The sequence below is a fragment of the Ectopseudomonas toyotomiensis genome, assembly GCF_017167985.1.
GTDB lineage: Bacteria > Pseudomonadota > Gammaproteobacteria > Pseudomonadales > Pseudomonadaceae > Aquipseudomonas > Aquipseudomonas toyotomiensis.
On sequence record NZ_CP070505.1, the window covers coordinates 1,200,931 to 1,216,100 of the forward strand.

Annotated in this window: 15 protein-coding genes; 11 read left to right on the plus strand and 4 right to left on the minus strand. The window is 62.9% G+C overall.

The annotated features are described in order from the left end of the window. Positions 1–5 precede the first annotated feature (5 nt). Positions 6–764: an SDR family oxidoreductase gene (locus JWV26_RS05450; protein ID WP_072424318.1), complete on the minus strand. Its 759-nt coding sequence runs from the start codon at positions 762–764 to the stop codon at positions 6–8. A 108-nt stretch (positions 765–872) separates the two neighbouring features. On the opposite strand from JWV26_RS05450, the gene JWV26_RS05455 reads away from it, so the two are divergent. The 8 genes from JWV26_RS05455 (at position 873) to JWV26_RS05490 (ending at position 8,661) form a co-directional block, all read left to right on the plus strand. Then, a complete protein-coding gene (locus JWV26_RS05455) occupies positions 873–1,607 on the plus strand; it encodes a HugZ family pyridoxamine 5'-phosphate oxidase (protein WP_093052881.1) in 735 nt (244 codons plus the stop codon). A gap of 67 nt (positions 1,608–1,674) precedes the next feature. After that, positions 1,675–2,124 (plus strand): FxsA family protein, encoded by a 450-nt coding sequence (locus JWV26_RS05460; protein WP_079782823.1) that lies wholly within the window; start codon positions 1,675–1,677, stop codon positions 2,122–2,124. Positions 2,125–2,448: 324 nt separating this feature from the next. Next, entirely contained in the window at positions 2,449–2,742 is a 294-nt protein-coding gene (locus JWV26_RS05465) for a co-chaperone GroES (protein ID WP_017675400.1), read from the plus strand. Positions 2,743–2,790: 48 nt separating this feature from the next. Continuing rightward, on the plus strand, positions 2,791–4,437 hold the full coding sequence (gene groL, locus JWV26_RS05470; RefSeq protein WP_206418565.1) for a chaperonin GroEL: 1,647 nt from the start codon (positions 2,791–2,793) through the stop codon (positions 4,435–4,437). Positions 4,438–4,720: 283 nt separating this feature from the next. Next, on the plus strand, positions 4,721–5,425 hold the full coding sequence (locus JWV26_RS05475; protein ID WP_072424322.1) for a lipopolysaccharide kinase InaA family protein: 705 nt from the start codon (positions 4,721–4,723) through the stop codon (positions 5,423–5,425). Positions 5,426–5,783: 358 nt separating this feature from the next. After that, positions 5,784–6,020: a hypothetical protein gene (locus JWV26_RS05480; protein ID WP_072424323.1), complete on the plus strand. Its 237-nt coding sequence runs from the start codon at positions 5,784–5,786 to the stop codon at positions 6,018–6,020. 314 nt (positions 6,021–6,334) lie between these two features. Next, positions 6,335–7,066: a carbonic anhydrase gene (locus tag JWV26_RS05485; RefSeq protein ID WP_277426010.1), complete on the plus strand. Its 732-nt coding sequence runs from the start codon at positions 6,335–6,337 to the stop codon at positions 7,064–7,066. A gap of 83 nt (positions 7,067–7,149) precedes the next feature. Next, on the plus strand, positions 7,150–8,661 hold the full coding sequence (locus JWV26_RS05490; protein WP_206418566.1) for a SulP family inorganic anion transporter: 1,512 nt from the start codon (positions 7,150–7,152) through the stop codon (positions 8,659–8,661). A 429-nt stretch (positions 8,662–9,090) separates the two neighbouring features. On the opposite strand, the gene JWV26_RS05495 is transcribed toward JWV26_RS05490, so the two are convergent. Then, positions 9,091–9,918, minus strand: a complete 828-nt coding sequence (locus tag JWV26_RS05495) for an arylamine N-acetyltransferase family protein (RefSeq protein WP_206418567.1) — start codon at positions 9,916–9,918, stop codon at positions 9,091–9,093. 176 nt (positions 9,919–10,094) lie between these two features. Here JWV26_RS05495 and JWV26_RS05500 point away from each other — a divergent pair, with 176 nt between their 5' ends. Continuing rightward, entirely contained in the window at positions 10,095–10,301 is a 207-nt protein-coding gene (locus JWV26_RS05500) for a hypothetical protein (protein WP_175488667.1), read from the plus strand. Between the two features lie 153 nt (positions 10,302–10,454). Next, complete coding sequence (locus tag JWV26_RS05505; RefSeq protein ID WP_239690095.1) at positions 10,455–10,910, plus strand: phosphatidylethanolamine N-methyltransferase family domain-containing protein; 456 nt, start codon at positions 10,455–10,457, stop codon at positions 10,908–10,910. 215 nt (positions 10,911–11,125) lie between these two features. Here the strand turns inward: JWV26_RS05505 and JWV26_RS05510 are convergent, their stop codons facing one another. Together JWV26_RS05510 and aptA are read right to left on the minus strand one after the other, a co-directional pair. After that, positions 11,126–12,622, minus strand: a complete 1,497-nt coding sequence (locus JWV26_RS05510) for a CoA-acylating methylmalonate-semialdehyde dehydrogenase (protein WP_093052903.1) — start codon at positions 12,620–12,622, stop codon at positions 11,126–11,128. Between the two features lie 107 nt (positions 12,623–12,729). Further along, complete coding sequence (aptA, locus tag JWV26_RS05515) at positions 12,730–14,076, minus strand: omega-aminotransferase AptA (RefSeq protein WP_093052906.1); 1,347 nt, start codon at positions 14,074–14,076, stop codon at positions 12,730–12,732. Between the two features lie 163 nt (positions 14,077–14,239). Here aptA and JWV26_RS05520 point away from each other — a divergent pair, with 163 nt between their 5' ends. Next, entirely contained in the window at positions 14,240–15,157 is a 918-nt protein-coding gene (locus JWV26_RS05520) for a LysR family transcriptional regulator (RefSeq protein WP_017675412.1), read from the plus strand. Positions 15,158–15,170 lie beyond the last annotated feature (13 nt).

Sequence of the window (15,170 nt, forward strand, 5' to 3'; positions counted from 1 at the left end):
GCGGATTACAGACGCAGGCCGCCGTCCAGCTCCAGAATGCGACCGGTGTAGTAGTCGTTTTCCAGAATGTAGGCCACCGAATGCGCGATCTCGGCCGGCTTGCCCATGCGCTTGAGCGGAATGCCGGAGGTCATCTTCTCCAGGGCTTCCGGCTTCATGCTGCCGGTCATCTCGGTTTCGATGAAGCCCGGCGCCACACCCGCGACGCGGATGCCGTAGCGCGCCAGCTCCTTGGCCCAGACCACGGTGTCGGCAGCCACGCCCGCCTTGGCTGCAGAGTAGTTGGCCTGGCCCATGTTGCCGGCACGGGAGATCGAGGAAATGTTGACGATGGCGCCCTGGTTGCCCAGCTCGATCATCTTCGCCGCCACTTCACGGGTGCAGAGGAAGACGCCGGTCAGGTTGACGTCGATCACCGCCTGCCACTGCGCCAGGCTCATCTTGGTCATTTCGCCATCCTTCACACGGATGGTCAGGCCATCGCGCAGGATGCCGGCGTTGTTGACCAGGCCGTTGATGGCACCGAAGTCATCGGCCACCTGGGCGACCATATGGGTCACCTGCTCTTCATCGGCGACGTTGCACAGATAGGCGCGAGCATCGCCACCGGCAGCCTTGCAGGCAGCCACGGCTTCGTCGAGTTTTTCCTGGTTCAGATCGACCAGCGCCAGCTTGGCGCCCTTGGCCGCCAGGTACTCACCCATGGCGCGGCCCAGTCCCTGGCAACCGCCAGTGATGATGATGACTTTGTCTTTCAGTTGCATCGCTTTATCCCCTCAAGGTGCAGCATTTACCGACCCCGCTGATGCCCGCTAACCGCTATGCTAGGGCGTCTGTCCGTTTCTGACGGATTCTTTGCGAGGAGTCATAAGGTGAGCGTGAAAGCCGGCAAGCATGCACGAGAATTGCTGCTCAAGGAATACCGTGGCGTGCTCAGCACCCACTCCAAGGCCATGCCGGGTTTCCCTTTCGGATCGGTGGTGCCCTACTGCCTGGACGCCGAAGGCCGCCCACTGATCCTGATCAGCCGCATCGCCCAGCACACCCATAATCTCGGGCAGGACGCCAAATGCTCGCTACTGGTCGGCGAACGTGGCGCAGAGGATGTGCAGGCGGTCGGCCGCCTCACTTTGCTCGCCGAAGCACGACAGTTGCATGACGAGAGCGAAATCGAAGCGGCCGCACAGCGTTATTACCGCTTTTTCCCCCAGTCGCGCGACTACCATCGGGCGCATGATTTCGATTTCTGGCGGCTGGAGCCAGTGCGCTGGCGCTTCATCGGTGGCTTCGGTGCCATTCACTGGCTCGAACAGGTGGCCCTGGCCAATCCCTTCGCGACGGACGGCAGCGAAGCGAGCATGGTCGAGCACATGAACGACGACCACGCCAGCGCCATCGCGCATTACGTCGAACTGGCCGGCCTACCGCAACACGAACCCGCGCAGATGGCCGGTGTCGACAGTGAAGGCTTTCATCTGCGCATCGGCCAGAGCCTGTACTGGCTGCCCTTTCCCGCACCCTGCGGCAATCCCGGCGCCGTGCGCCAGGCGCTGGTGCAACTGGCCAGAGCCGAGAGCTGGCCGACCAATGGCGCGCCTTCAGCTTGAATTAAGCGCGAAACGCCATATTTAACTTCTACGGGAAGCCCGTCTTCCGCCAAGGACACTTCGACTCATGCGCGCGTTTCTGTTCCTCTTTCTGCTCTTTCCCATCATCGAGCTGGCCCTGCTGATCAAGGTCGGCAGCGCCATAGGCGTGCTGCCCACGCTCATGCTGGTGATCGGCACCGCTATCCTCGGCAGCGTGCTGCTGCGCGTCGCAGGTGTCGCCACCGCCTGGCGTGCCCGCGAAAAGCTCTCGCGTGGTGAGCTGCCCGAGCAGGAAATGCTCGAAGGCCTGCTGATCGCCGTCGGCGGTGGCCTGCTGCTGCTGCCGGGTTTCATCAGCGACATCTTCGGCGTGCTCTGCCTGATTCCCTTCACCCGGCGCCTGCTGGTGGGCAAGATCCGCCGCCGCGCCGAGGAACAGGCCCTGCGTCAGCGTGCTTTCTTCGACGACCAGGCGGCCCGCTCCGGACAGACCCGTCCAAACGTTCTCGAAGGCGAGTACGAGCGTCGCGACTGAGCATGCTCAGCGGCTACGGGCGCCAGCTTGCCGGCGATCACCGCAGAGGCTGATCGCTGGTAAGCCGGCTTCTACTCAAGAGCAACGCTGGCATCGAACCGCCCTGCGATATCCCCCTCTGCAGCGCAAAAATTTTTACCCCCGCCCCTTGAAATGCCCTTGCCCGCCCACATGTAGCAGTCACCGCAAGGTGCCTGCCCTCTGAGGCAGTCCGACTTTCGCGGTGCGCCCAGCGTGCCGCGCCCGGCCTCGCCGGATTTTACAAACCCGCCGACCAATCAAGAGTCGGCAAGTTGGCCATTCAATTGTTAGGAGAGATCGACAATGAAGCTTCGTCCTCTGCATGACCGCGTCGTGATCCGTCGCAGCGAAGAAGAGACCAAAACCGCAGGCGGCATCGTGCTGCCGGGTTCGGCCGCCGAGAAGCCGAACCAAGGTGAAGTCGTTGCCGTCGGTACCGGTAAGGTTCTGGATAACGGCGAAGTCCGTCCGCTGGCCGTCAAGGTCGGTGACAAGGTGGTATTCGGCCCGTACTCCGGCAGCAACACCGTCAAAGTCGACGGCGAAGACCTGCTGGTAATGGGCGAGAACGAAATCCTCGCTGTCGTCGAAGCCTGATTCCCACGAATCTCCGTTTAACCTTCAAGAATTTGAGGACTGATCAACATGGCTGCTAAAGAAGTCAAGTTTGGCGATTCCGCCCGCAAGAAAATGCTCGTAGGCGTCAACGTACTGGCCGACGCCGTCAAAGCCACCCTCGGCCCGAAAGGTCGTAACGTGGTTCTGGCCAAATCCTTCGGCGCTCCGACCATCACCAAAGACGGTGTTTCGGTTGCCAAGGAAATCGAACTGAAAGACGCCTTCGAAAACATGGGCGCCCAACTGGTCAAGGACGTTGCGTCCAAGGCCAACGACGCTGCCGGTGACGGCACCACCACCGCTACCGTTCTGGCTCAAGCCATCGTCAACGAAGGTCTGAAGTCCGTCGCTGCCGGCATGAACCCGATGGATCTGAAGCGCGGCATCGACAAAGCCACCACGGCCATCGTTGCTCAGTTGAAAGACCTGGCCAAGCCGTGCGCCGACTCCAAGGCCATCGCCCAGGTCGGCACCATCTCCGCCAACTCCGACAGCTCCATCGGTGACATCATCGCCGAAGCCATGGACAAGGTCGGCAAAGAAGGCGTCATCACCGTTGAAGAAGGCTCGGGCCTGGAAAACGAACTGTCCGTCGTTGAAGGCATGCAGTTCGACCGTGGCTACCTGTCCCCCTACTTCATCAACAAGCCGGACACCATGGTTGCCGAGCTGGAAAGCCCGCTGCTGCTGCTGGTCGACAAGAAGATCAGCAACATCCGCGAACTGCTGCCGGTTCTGGAAGCCGTTGCCAAAGCTGGCCGTCCGCTGCTGATCGTTGCCGAAGACGTGGAAGGCGAAGCCCTGGCCACTCTGGTCGTCAACAACATGCGCGGTATCGTCAAAGTCGCTGCGGTCAAGGCTCCGGGCTTCGGCGACCGCCGCAAAGCCATGCTGCAGGATATCGCCATCCTGACCGGCGGCACCGTGATCTCCGAAGAAGTTGGCCTGTCCCTGGAAAGCACCACTCTGGAGCACCTGGGTAACGCCAAGCGTGTTGTACTGAACAAGGACAACACCACCATCATCGACGGTGCTGGTGCTCAGGTCGACATCGAAGCCCGCGTTGCGCAGATCCGCAAGCAGGTCGAAGAAACCTCTTCCGACTACGACAAAGAGAAGCTGCAAGAGCGTCTGGCCAAGCTGGCTGGCGGTGTTGCCGTGATCAAGGTTGGCGCTGCCACCGAAGTCGAGATGAAAGAGAAAAAAGCCCGCGTCGAAGACGCCCTGCACGCTACTCGCGCCGCTGTTGAAGAAGGCGTGGTGCCTGGCGGCGGCGTGGCCCTGGTTCGTGCTCTGCAGGCTATCGAAGGCCTGAAAGGCGACAACGAAGACCAGAACGTCGGTATCGCTCTGCTGCGTCGTGCTGTTGAAGCACCGCTGCGCCAGATCGTTGCCAACGCTGGCGGCGAGCCGAGCGTAGTGGTCGACAAAGTCAAGCAGGGTTCGGGCAACTACGGCTTCAACGCCGCTACCGATACCTACGGCGACATGATCGAGATGGGTATTCTCGACCCGGCCAAAGTCACCCGTTCGGCTCTGCAAGCTGCTGCTTCCATCGGTGGCCTGATGATCACCACCGAGGCCATGGTTGCCGAAGCGGCTGATGACAAGGCTCCGGCCATGCCTGATATGGGTGGCATGGGCGGTATGGGTGGCATGGGCGGCATGATGTAAGCCACCCGGTTCCTTAGCAGTACCAAGAACCCCGCGCCCGTCGCGGGGTTTTTTATGGCCTGCCATCCATGGCGGCCACCCTGCGGGCCGTCGCTACACGACGTTAAGAATTTCTCCCGGAATTTTTTTATGCCCGACGAAGAGCGCTACAGGCCGAAAAATCCGATGACATTTCCTGTGGACTCGGGAACGTTGTTTGCTTATGTTTTGTTACAACCCTGAACGATGCAGTCCCCGTTCATGAGACGAGTACTGCGTAAACCTCCAATAGAAGAACAAAAATATGGCCCCTTGCAGTACGAGCGAGATTCCTCAGCAGGTATTCCAATACTGGTGGCAACAGCAAGGTGATTGGGTCGAAGAGCCCAACGCTCGTCGCGGCGGCGAAAGTGGCGTGCAACGCCTGCTGGATGAAACCGGTGTGCTCTACGCCAAGAAACAGATCGGCCATCTCTACCGCAGCCTGCTGCACCCACAGGGACGCCCGACCGTACTGCGCGAACGCAGTGCATTGCTGGCCCTGGACGCACTCGGCGTGCCCGTTCCCAAGCTGATCTACTGCGGCGTTGAACGCGACCCACAACAGGGCTGGCGGGGCCTGCTGGTGACCGCCGAGCTCGAAGGCTTCATGGACATCGAAAGCTGGTACGCCAAAGGCGGCCGCGAAGCCTGTGGCGAAGCCGTACACACCGAGCTGCTGCAACTTGTTGGCGCTACTCTGGCGCGCATGCACCTGGGGCGCTGGCAGCACGGTTGCCTGTATGCCAAACATGTCTTCGTTAACGTTGCCGGCGAAACGCCGCAGGTTGCCCTGCTGGATCTGGAGAAAAGCCGTCGTCGCCTGACACGCGTTCAGGCTGCTCAGCACGACCTGCCTCAACTACGACGCCACAGCCCCTGGTCCGACGCCGACTGGCAGCAACTGCTGCAGGGCTATCGCCAGATCTTCGCCGATGGTGCCAAAGGCTTCGGCACGGCTATTGCCTGAACAAACGACTGCCGGCCCAAGGTCGGCAGTGTTTTTCCCGCAACACCTCGTTCCATCCGCATCACCCCCACCAGGAAGTGGCTCTACCTTGCACCTTTGCGCTGGGTAGCAAGCAGAGCTGCAGGCAACTGCAACTGCCAGGGCCGGCTGTTACAGGGGGCCTTAACGGGCACCTAAGGTTACGTCGATACGTTACCCGCAGCATTGTTGAACCAACCGACAAGGCCCGTGTCCCACCACAGCCCCGGCTGGTGCCAGCTACGCGCTAAGACCGTTCGTCGCATAAGACGACAACAAGGCAATGGGTGATCTAGGTTTAGCGAACAGCGTTTGGCAGCGCTTTCAAGGGGTTAGCAAAATGAAATTAGAAATAGCACGAGGTTTGTTCTTGGGCCTCGCCCTCAGCGTAACGGCAATCGCCGCCGCAGCCTGGCAGGAGCCCGGCCCACGTGTGCTGGAAGCGCACGCCTGCACCGCCGCAGAGCCCTGCCCCACCGCGCCTTTGCGCAAGCAAGTGCAGCCCGCCGCCAAACCCGATGCCAATTTGCTGGTGCTGATGTTCAGCCTCAGTGGCGCGATGAAGGGCGAGCACTAAGTCACACCCACGGTCACACCTCGCCAAGCGGGCTGACCTGCATCAGCAGGTGGCCCGCCAGGCGCTGCCTCTTGGCGCTCATAACCGCGCAGCTCGACCTCCCATTCTGCTCCTCGGTACTCCCAGCACTCGCTCATGCCTCTGGCCCCACAGGCCGCATCCCTGAAAATACCCGCATAGTGGCGTTTTAGAGCCTCTCGTTCAGTTTTGATTAAGTAAGAATCTTTATCGTTGCCCCGAAAGTGACCGATCGGTCACAGGCGTTTGGCCAGCAGTCGAGAACGTCACCGATGAAAATCACAGGAGATGCAACGATGAACTCAACCGCTTCCCGAACCGGCAACACCCTGCGCCCCATCGCCAAGGACAACGCCCAGGCAGCCCTGCAACAACTGCTGCAGGGCTTTCGGCGTTTCCGCCAGGAGGTCTACCCGCAGCAGCAGGCGCTGTTCAAGCGTCTGGCCTCGGCGCAGTCGCCCAGCGCAATGTTCATCACCTGCGCCGACTCGCGCATCGTGCCGGAGCTGATCACCCAGAGCGACCCCGGCACCCTGTTCGTCACCCGCAACGTGGGTAACGTGGTACCGCCCTACGGACAGATGAACGGCGGCGTATCCACCGCCATCGAGTACGCCGTACTGGCGCTCGGCGTACAGCACATCATCGTCTGCGGCCATTCCGACTGCGGTGCGATGAAGGCCGTGCTCAACCCGGCCAGCCTCGACGGCATGCCCACCGTGCGCACCTGGCTACGCCATGCCGAGGTGGCGCGCAGCGTGGTGGCGGACAACTGCAAGTGCGGCAGCGCCCATGAAACCCTCGGAGTGCTGACCGAAGAAAACGTGGTGGCGCAGCTCGACCACCTGCGCACTCACCCTTCCGTCGCCGCACGTCTGGCCAGTGGTCAGCTGCAGATCCATGGCTGGGTCTACGACATCGACAGTGGTGGCATCCGCGCCTACGACGCCGCCTCGGGCAACTTCCTTGCGCTCGACGGTGACGAGCAGCCCTGCGCCACCCCGCAACCGCGCTACGCCAGCGCCTGAGCCACCCATTTCCCCGAGCCTGCCTCCACAAATGAAGGCGGGCACGGGCTGCTTTTGCCCGCAAGTCGGGCCAGGAGATCCCCATGAACCTGTTTCGCACATTGCCACGGGACGCACTGGCGTCCGTCGTGGTCTTTCTCGTCGCCCTGCCCTTGTGCATGGGCATCGCCATCGCCTCCGGCATGCCACCGGCCAAGGGTCTGATCACCGGCATTATCGGCGGTCTGGTGGTCGGTTTCATCGCTGGCGCGCCGCTGCAGGTGAGCGGCCCGGCTGCCGGCCTCGCCGTGCTGGTGTTCGAACTGGTGCGGACTCACGGGATGGCTGCACTAGGCCCAGTATTGCTGCTGGCCGGACTGATCCAGCTGGTCGCCGGCACCTTGCGCCTGGGCGGCTGGTTTCGCGTCACCGCACCGGCGGTGGTCTACGGCATGCTCGCCGGCATCGGCATCCTCATCGTGTTGTCGCAGGTGCATGTGATGATCGACGCGGCACCCCAGGCCTCCGGCCTGGACAACCTGCTGGCCTTCCCCGGCGCCGTGCGTGATGCGCTGAGCCTGCTCGGCAGCAACGCCATGATCGCCGGTGCAGTGGGCCTCGGCACCATCGTCAGCATCTGGCTGTGGGAGCGTTTTCGCCCAGCGCCACTGCGCTTTCTGCCCGGCGCGCTGGTCGGCGTGACGCTCGCCACTCTGGCCAGCCTGTGGCTGACACTGCCGGTCAAACGCGTCGAACTGCCGGCCAACCTCGGCGATGCCATTGACTGGATTACCCCGCAGGACCTGGCCAGCCTGGCCGATCCGCAACTGCTGATTGCGGCACTGGCGCTGGCCTTTATCGCTAGCGCCGAGACGCTGTTGTCTGCCGCCGCCGTCGACCGCATGCACGACGGCCCGCGTGCCCGCTTCAACCGCGAACTGTCCGCCCAGGGCATCGGCAACATCCTCTGTGGTGCGGTCGGCGCCCTGCCGATGACCGGCGTGATCGTGCGTAGCTCGGCCAACGTCCAGGCCGGCGCACGCGGCCGCGCCTCGACCATCCTCCACGGCGCCTGGCTATTGGCCCTGGTCACTCTGCTGCCCGTCGTACTGCAGAGCATCCCGGTGGCCAGCCTCGGCGCGGTGTTGGTGTATACCGGCTGCAAACTGGTCGACCCCAAGGCCATGCGCAACCTCGGCCAGTACGGGCGCATCCCGGTGTTCATTTACGCCGCCACGGCGCTGTGCATCGTCGTCACCGACCTGCTGACCGGCGTGCTGGTGGGCTTCGCCCTAACGCTGCTAAAACTGGTGTGGAGCGCCTCGCGCCTGCGCGTGAAACTGGTGCCCACCAGCCCGAACAGCGCCGAACTGCGTATGAGCGGCGCCGCCACCTTCCTCCGTGTGCCACAACTGGCCAAGCTGCTGGCCAGCGTCGAACCGGGCACACGCCTGCACCTGAGCCTGGCGCGGGTCAGCTATATCGACCATGCCTGCATGGAACTGCTGGAAGACTGGGGCCGCTCCGCCCGCGCCCAGGGCGGCGGACTGGAGATCGTCGAAGGTGCGGCGTTGAAACGCCGGGTGGAGGGCCGACAACGCACGGTGCTGGCCTGAACGCGCCACGGCTCACTCACGCATGCCGGTGAGTGAGCCAGACTGGGGACAGACCTTTTGGTTCCTTTGGGCGGGGCCGGCCATCCGGCGGTTGCCAAAAGGGGCTCGCCGTAAGGGCGATACGAAGCGAAGCGTAGTAACAGCCGCCGGCTGGCCCGGAGGGTGAGCGAAGCGAATCAACCGTAATCACGGACAACGAATTTGCGGTGTCGGAGTGCAATACCCCAGCAAAAGCCCAAAGCGCCCTCTCCCCTAGCCCCTATCCCGCAAGCGGGAGAGGGGAACTGATCGCAGGCCTTCAGCAATCTCAGCAGGCCTCCGAGGCTTCCAAGATTTTCGCGGCTGAAGCCGCTCCTACAGATTTGGGTGGCTTCGCGGCGCGGCTAAAGCCACTCCTGCAAGAGCGTGGCGATACCAGCGGCCTTGTCTTCACGCTCCCGCGATCAGCCGCTCGATGATCTCCCGACGCTCAGGATGCTCCGGCACCTGAATGCCAAACTCTTCTCGCAACACCTTCAGCACCTCAACGACACTCTGCAACTGCACCCGCTCACTCGCCTGCCCCAGGCGGTGGATGGCGAAGCTGCCATTGTTCAGCGTCTTGCGCAGGCCTGGCCCGGTGCGGGCGGCGATCATCTGGCCGAGGAAGGGCGAGTCCGGGTGGGTGCACACGTACCAGTTGCCCACCACGTAATCGATATCCGCCACCTGCTGCAGATCGAACACGTACATCGCCCGCCAACTGCCGGCGACCAATGCGTGCAGGGTGTAGGTGCCGTCCACCAACGTCAGCCGATAGGGCTCATGCGGTGTGGCCTGCTCAGCCTCGCTGTCGAGTAGCAGTGGGCCGGTCGGCACCATGCCGCCGAAACCGACGTCGCTGATGTAGCGCACGCCATCGAGAGTCACCAGCACCAGCATATGGGTACGCGCCGGCAGGGCATCTTCCGGACCGCCCATGACCACGCGGCCGGTCAGCCCGCGCGCGTCGAAGCCCAACGCCTGCAACAGCAGCAGGTACAGACGGTTAAGTTCGAAGCAGTAGCCGCCACGGCCCTGGCGTAGCAGCTTGTCCTGGATCGCGGCGGGTTCGACCTCCACCGGCACGCGCAGCATGCTCGCCAGGGTTTCGAAGGGGAACTCGGCGGTGTGCCGCGCTTGCAGCTCGCGCAGGGTGTCGAGGGTCGGTGGCGGCGCCGACGAGTAACCCAGGCGCTCGAGGTATGTGTGTAGATCCAGCATGAATGGCTCGGTCATCGTGCATCTCCCTTTTCTACCTGCCGGCTGTTTTACCAGAGGGCGTGGATAGACGATATGCAACGAGCCACATGGTGTGCTCGAATCAGCGCTTTCGGTTTGCGGCAGCCGGCACACATAACCCGGCATAAATGCGCCAATCTATCGCTCACCGCACGAGCTTGCCCGAGGACTCCATGATGCACCTGCGCCATTGCTGCACCCTTTCCCTGTTAATCACCCTGGGCGGCTGCGGCGCCGGTGAGACGGCCGCTACGGCGACGCTCCAGGCTGAACAGGCCAAACAGGCCCAGCAGCAGATGGAGCAGCTCAAGCAGCAGATCGACCAGGCCAATGCGGCGAACACCCAGCGCCTGCAGGAGGCAATCGATCAGGCGCAGTGAGCGTCGCCCATGCAGTGCGCCTATCCATCCAGTGGCAAGCTGCTTGTAGCTAACAATGCGCCGCCTGAAAACAGGGAGGCCGGTCACAAGACCGGCCTTTTTCTTTAATGCCTTGCTGTTATCCACCTGTAGTGGACATTCGGCACTTCCCTGATGGCGATAAGCCTCTATAGTACGCGCCCCTATCAGCACTACGACAAGGATGTAATCCGGATGTCTTCCCTCAAGTCTGCCGCCATGCTGGCAGCCGCGCTTATCGTCAGCGGTTGCTCCACTGCCACCTGGGTCAAGCTCCCCGACGATAGCGCGCTCATCGTCAACGAGCGCCCGGCTCTTCACAAAGAAGGCCTGATCAAGACTCGCCCATTTTCATGGGGTGCAGCAGGAGGCGTTCCTTATCGCTTGGAGGACAAGCAATCTCATGTCATCCAGAGTGGCCACCTGAAAACGCGCTTTCGCGTCGCTTCGATCTTCTGGCCACCGGTCGGCATAGCCTATTGGCCGATGGGCTTCGGCCAGCGCTGCTACGACCTGACCGGCCCGGCGCCCCAGACCTGCACCCATCAGGATCTGATCGACCTGCGGAAGAACCATCGCCTCTCTCGCTGACGAAAAAGGGGAGCCAATGGCTCCCCTTTTTTCTGCCCGTTCGAATCAACGATTGCTACCAGCGCCGTTAGGATGGATTAGGTATTGCATCGCCGGTGCTTGCACGTTCATTCGCGGCTGAAGCCGCTCCTACGAGAAGCCCAAGCACAGCGACACTGCGACCAAGAAAAAGGCCGATCACGTGATCGGCCTTTTCATTCAACGCCTCAGCTCACTCAGCCATTGCTGGGGAAGGCGAACTGCGCCGCTTCGTGGCTCTTGCGTGCCGGCCAGCGCTGGGTGATGGCCTTCTTGCGAGTGTAGAAGCGCACGCCATCCGGGCCGTAGGCGTGCAGGTCGCCGAACAGCGAACGCTTCCAGCCGCCGAAGCTGTGGTAGGCCACCGGCACCGGCAGCGGCACGTTGACGCCGACCATGCCCACTTCGATCTCGTCGCAGAACAGGCGCGCCGCTTCCCCGTCACGGGTGAAGATGCAGGTGCCGTTGCCGTACTCGTGTTCGTTGATCAGCTGCATGGCTTCTTCCAGGCTGCCGACGCGGACGATGCACAGCACCGGGCCGAAGATTTCGTCGGTGTAGATAGTCATGTCCGGGGTCACCCGGTCGAACAGGGTACCGCCGACGAAGTAGCCATTTTCATTACCCGGCACCACCAGACCACGACCATCGACCACCAGCTTGGCGCCCTGCGCCACACCGGCGTCGATGTAGCCCTTGACCTTGTCACGCGCAGCAGCGGTGACCAGCGGGCCCATGTCCAGCCCGCAGGAGGTGCCGGCACCGATTTTCAGCGCCTGGATCTGCGGAACGATCTTCTCCACCAGCGCGTCAGCGATCTGGTCACCCACGCACACGGCCACGGAGATGGCCATGCAGCGCTCGCCGCAGGAGCCGTAGGCCGCGCCCATCAGTGCGCTGACGGCATTGTCCAGGTCAGCATCGGGCATCAGCACAGCGTGGTTCTTGGCGCCGCCGAGGGCCTGTACGCGTTTGCCGCGCTTGGTACCTTCGCTGTAGATGTATTCGGCGATCGGGGTCGAGCCGACGAAGCTCAGGGCCTTGACCTCGGGCGCTTCGATCAGCGCATCGACCGCATCCTTGTCACCGTTGACCACGTTCAGCACGCCCTTGGGCAGGCCGGCCTGGTTCAGCAGCTCGGCGATAAACAGGGTGGAGCTGGGATCGCGCTCGGACGGCTTGAGGATGAAGCAGTTGCCGCAAACGATGGCCAGCGGGTACATCCACAGCGGCACCATGGCCGGGAAGTTGAACGGGGTAATTCCTGCGACGACACCGATAGGTTGCAGATCGGTCCAGGCGTCGATGTTCGGGCCGACGTTGCGGCTGTATTCGCCCTTGAGAATTTCCGGGGCGGCGCAGGCGAACTCGACGTTCTCGATGCCGCGCTTGAGTTCGCCGACGGCGTCTTCGATGGTCTTGCCATGCTCGGCGCTGATCAGCGCGGCGATTTCGTTCTCGTTCTGCTCCAGCAGTTGCTTGAAGCGGAACATGATCTGCGCACGCTTGGCCGGCGGGGTGTTGCGCCAGGCCGGGAAGGCGGCCTTGGCAGCGTCGATGGCCAGTTGCATGGTGGCGCGGTCAGCCAGGCCGACAGCGCTGGTGGAGTCGCCGGTGGACGGGTTGTATACCGGGGCGCTGCGACCGTTGCCGGCAACGCGTTCGCCATTGATCAGGTGCGGGATATGGCTCATGGGGAAGCTCCTAGACGTAATTATTGTGGGTAGGAGCCGGCTTGCCGGCGATCCGCTTTACAACATCGCCCGCAAGCGGACTCCTACAGAAATGGGTGCGTTCGCTCTTAATCCAGCTTGTTCAGCACGTCACCGACGGCGTTGAAGACGCGGTCGAGGTCTTCCATCTTGGCGTTGAAGGTCGGGCCGAACTGCAGGGTGTCGCCACCGAAGCGTACGTAGAAACCCGCCTTCCACAGGGCCATGCCGGCCTCGAACGGACGGATCACCGCGTCGCCATCACGCGGGGCGATCTGCAGGGCGCCAGCCAGGCCGCAGTTGCGGATGTCGACGATGTGCTTGGTGCCCTTCAGGCCATGCAGCGCAGCCTCGAACTTCGGCGCCAGCTCGGCGGACTGCTGAATCAGATTCTCGCGCTTGAGCAGCTCCAGCGTCGCCAGGCCAGCGGCGCAGGCCACCGGATGTGCCGAGTAAGTGTAGCCGTGGGTGAACTCGATCATGTGCTCCGGCGACGGCTGCTGCATGAAGGTGTTGTAGATCTCGCTGCTGGCGATCACCGCACCCAGCGGGATGGCGCCGTTAGTGATCTGCTTGGCGACGTTCATCAGGTCCGGGGTCACGCCGAAGAACTCTGCGCCGCTCCACTTGCCCATGCGGCCGAAGCCGGTGATCACTTCGTCGAAGATCAGCAGGATGTTGTGCTGCGTGCAGATCTCGCGCAGGCGCTGCAGGTAGCCCACCGGCGGCACGATGGCACCGGCCGAGCCGGACATCGGCTCGACGATCACCGCAGCGATGTTAGAGGCATCGTGCAGCTCGATCAGCTTGAGCAGTTCGTTGGCCAGCTCCACGCCGCCGGTCTCGGCCATGCCCTTGGTGAAGGCCATGCCCGGTTGCAGGGTATGCGGCAGGTGGTCGGCGTCCATCAATTGGCCGTACATCTTGCGATTGCCGCCGATGCCACCGAGGGCGGTGCCGGCGATATTGACGCCGTGGTAGCCACGGGCACGACCGATGAAACGAGTCTTGGACGCCTGGCCTTTCAGACGCCAGTAGGCCTTGGCCATCTTCACTGCGGTGTCGGCGCACTCGGAGCCGGAACCGGTGAAGAACACATGGTTGAGCTCACCCGGCATCAGGTCGGCGACCTGCTCGGCCAGCTTGAACGACAGCGGATGGCCGTACTGGAAGCCCGGCGAATAGTCGAGGGTGCCGAGCTGCTTGGCCACGGCTTCCTGAATTTCCTTGCGCGAGTGACCGGCGCCACAGGTCCACAGGCCGGACAGGCTGTCGTAGATCTTGCGGCCCTGGTCGTCGGTCAGCCAGTTGCCCTCGGCTGCCACGATCAGGCGCGGGTCACGCTGGAAGTTGCGGTTGGCGGAGAACGGCATCCAGTGCGCATCCAGCTTGAGCTGGCTGGCCAGGGACGGGGTTGCGGTCTGCGGCATGTTCATCGGGAAGCCTCACTCGGGCAGGCAATCGGATGTAGGAGCCCGCTTGCGGGCGATGATCGCCGGCAAGCCGGCTCCTACAGGGTAGTTGCCAGCAAAGGTGCCATGGGCATAGAGTCAGTAAAACAGTACTCTTCTTATCTTCAGTTCAAGGCCCACTAAACAAATGAGCAGCCGCCGTCCCGATCCGCTGGCCCAGGTCAGCGACTTTGAAATCCGCCTGCTCAAGCTGTTTCGCAGCGTGGTGGAATGCGGCGGTTTTTCCGCCGCGGAAAGCGCACTGGGCATCGGCCGCTCGGCCATCAGCCAGCAGATGAGCGACCTCGAACAACGCCTCGGCCTGCGCCTGTGTCAACGCGGCCGCGCCGGCTTCGCCCTGACCGAGGAAGGCCGCGAGGTGTATCAGAGCACCCTGCAACTGCTGGCGGCGCTGGAGAGCTTTCGCACCGAGGTCAACGGCCTGCACCAGCACCTGCGTGGCGAGCTAAATATCGGCCTCACCGACAATCTGGTGACCATCCCGCACATGCGCATCACCAATGCCCTGGCACGCCTCAAGGTGCAGGGGCCGGACGTGCGCATCCACATCCGCATGACGCCACCGTCGGAAGTGGAACAGGGCGTGCTCGACGGTCGCCTGCATATCGGCGTGGTGCCGCAGGTCGGCGCCCTCTCCGGTCTGGAATACCAGGCGCTCTATGACGAGCGTTCGCTGCTCTACTGCGCGGTCGGCCACCCGCTGTTCTACGTCGATGATCTGCAGCTCGAGGACGAAAGACTCAACGCCCAGGAGGCCATCGCCCCGACCTTTCGCGTGCCGCCCGAGGTGCAGAGCCATTACCAGGCGCTCAATTGCACGGCCAGCGCCTCGGACCGCGAGGGCATGGCCTTTCTCATCCTCACCGGACGCTATATCGGCTACCTGCCCGACCACTACGCCCAGGCCTGGGTGCAGCAAGGTCGCCTGCGCGCGCTCAAGGCGTCCACTCGCTACTACGACATCAACCTGGCAGCGGTGACGCGCAAGGGCCGCCGCGCGCACCTGGTGCTGGAGAGTTTTCTCGATGCCCTGGCCGAAGCCTGAGCCCGCACCATGG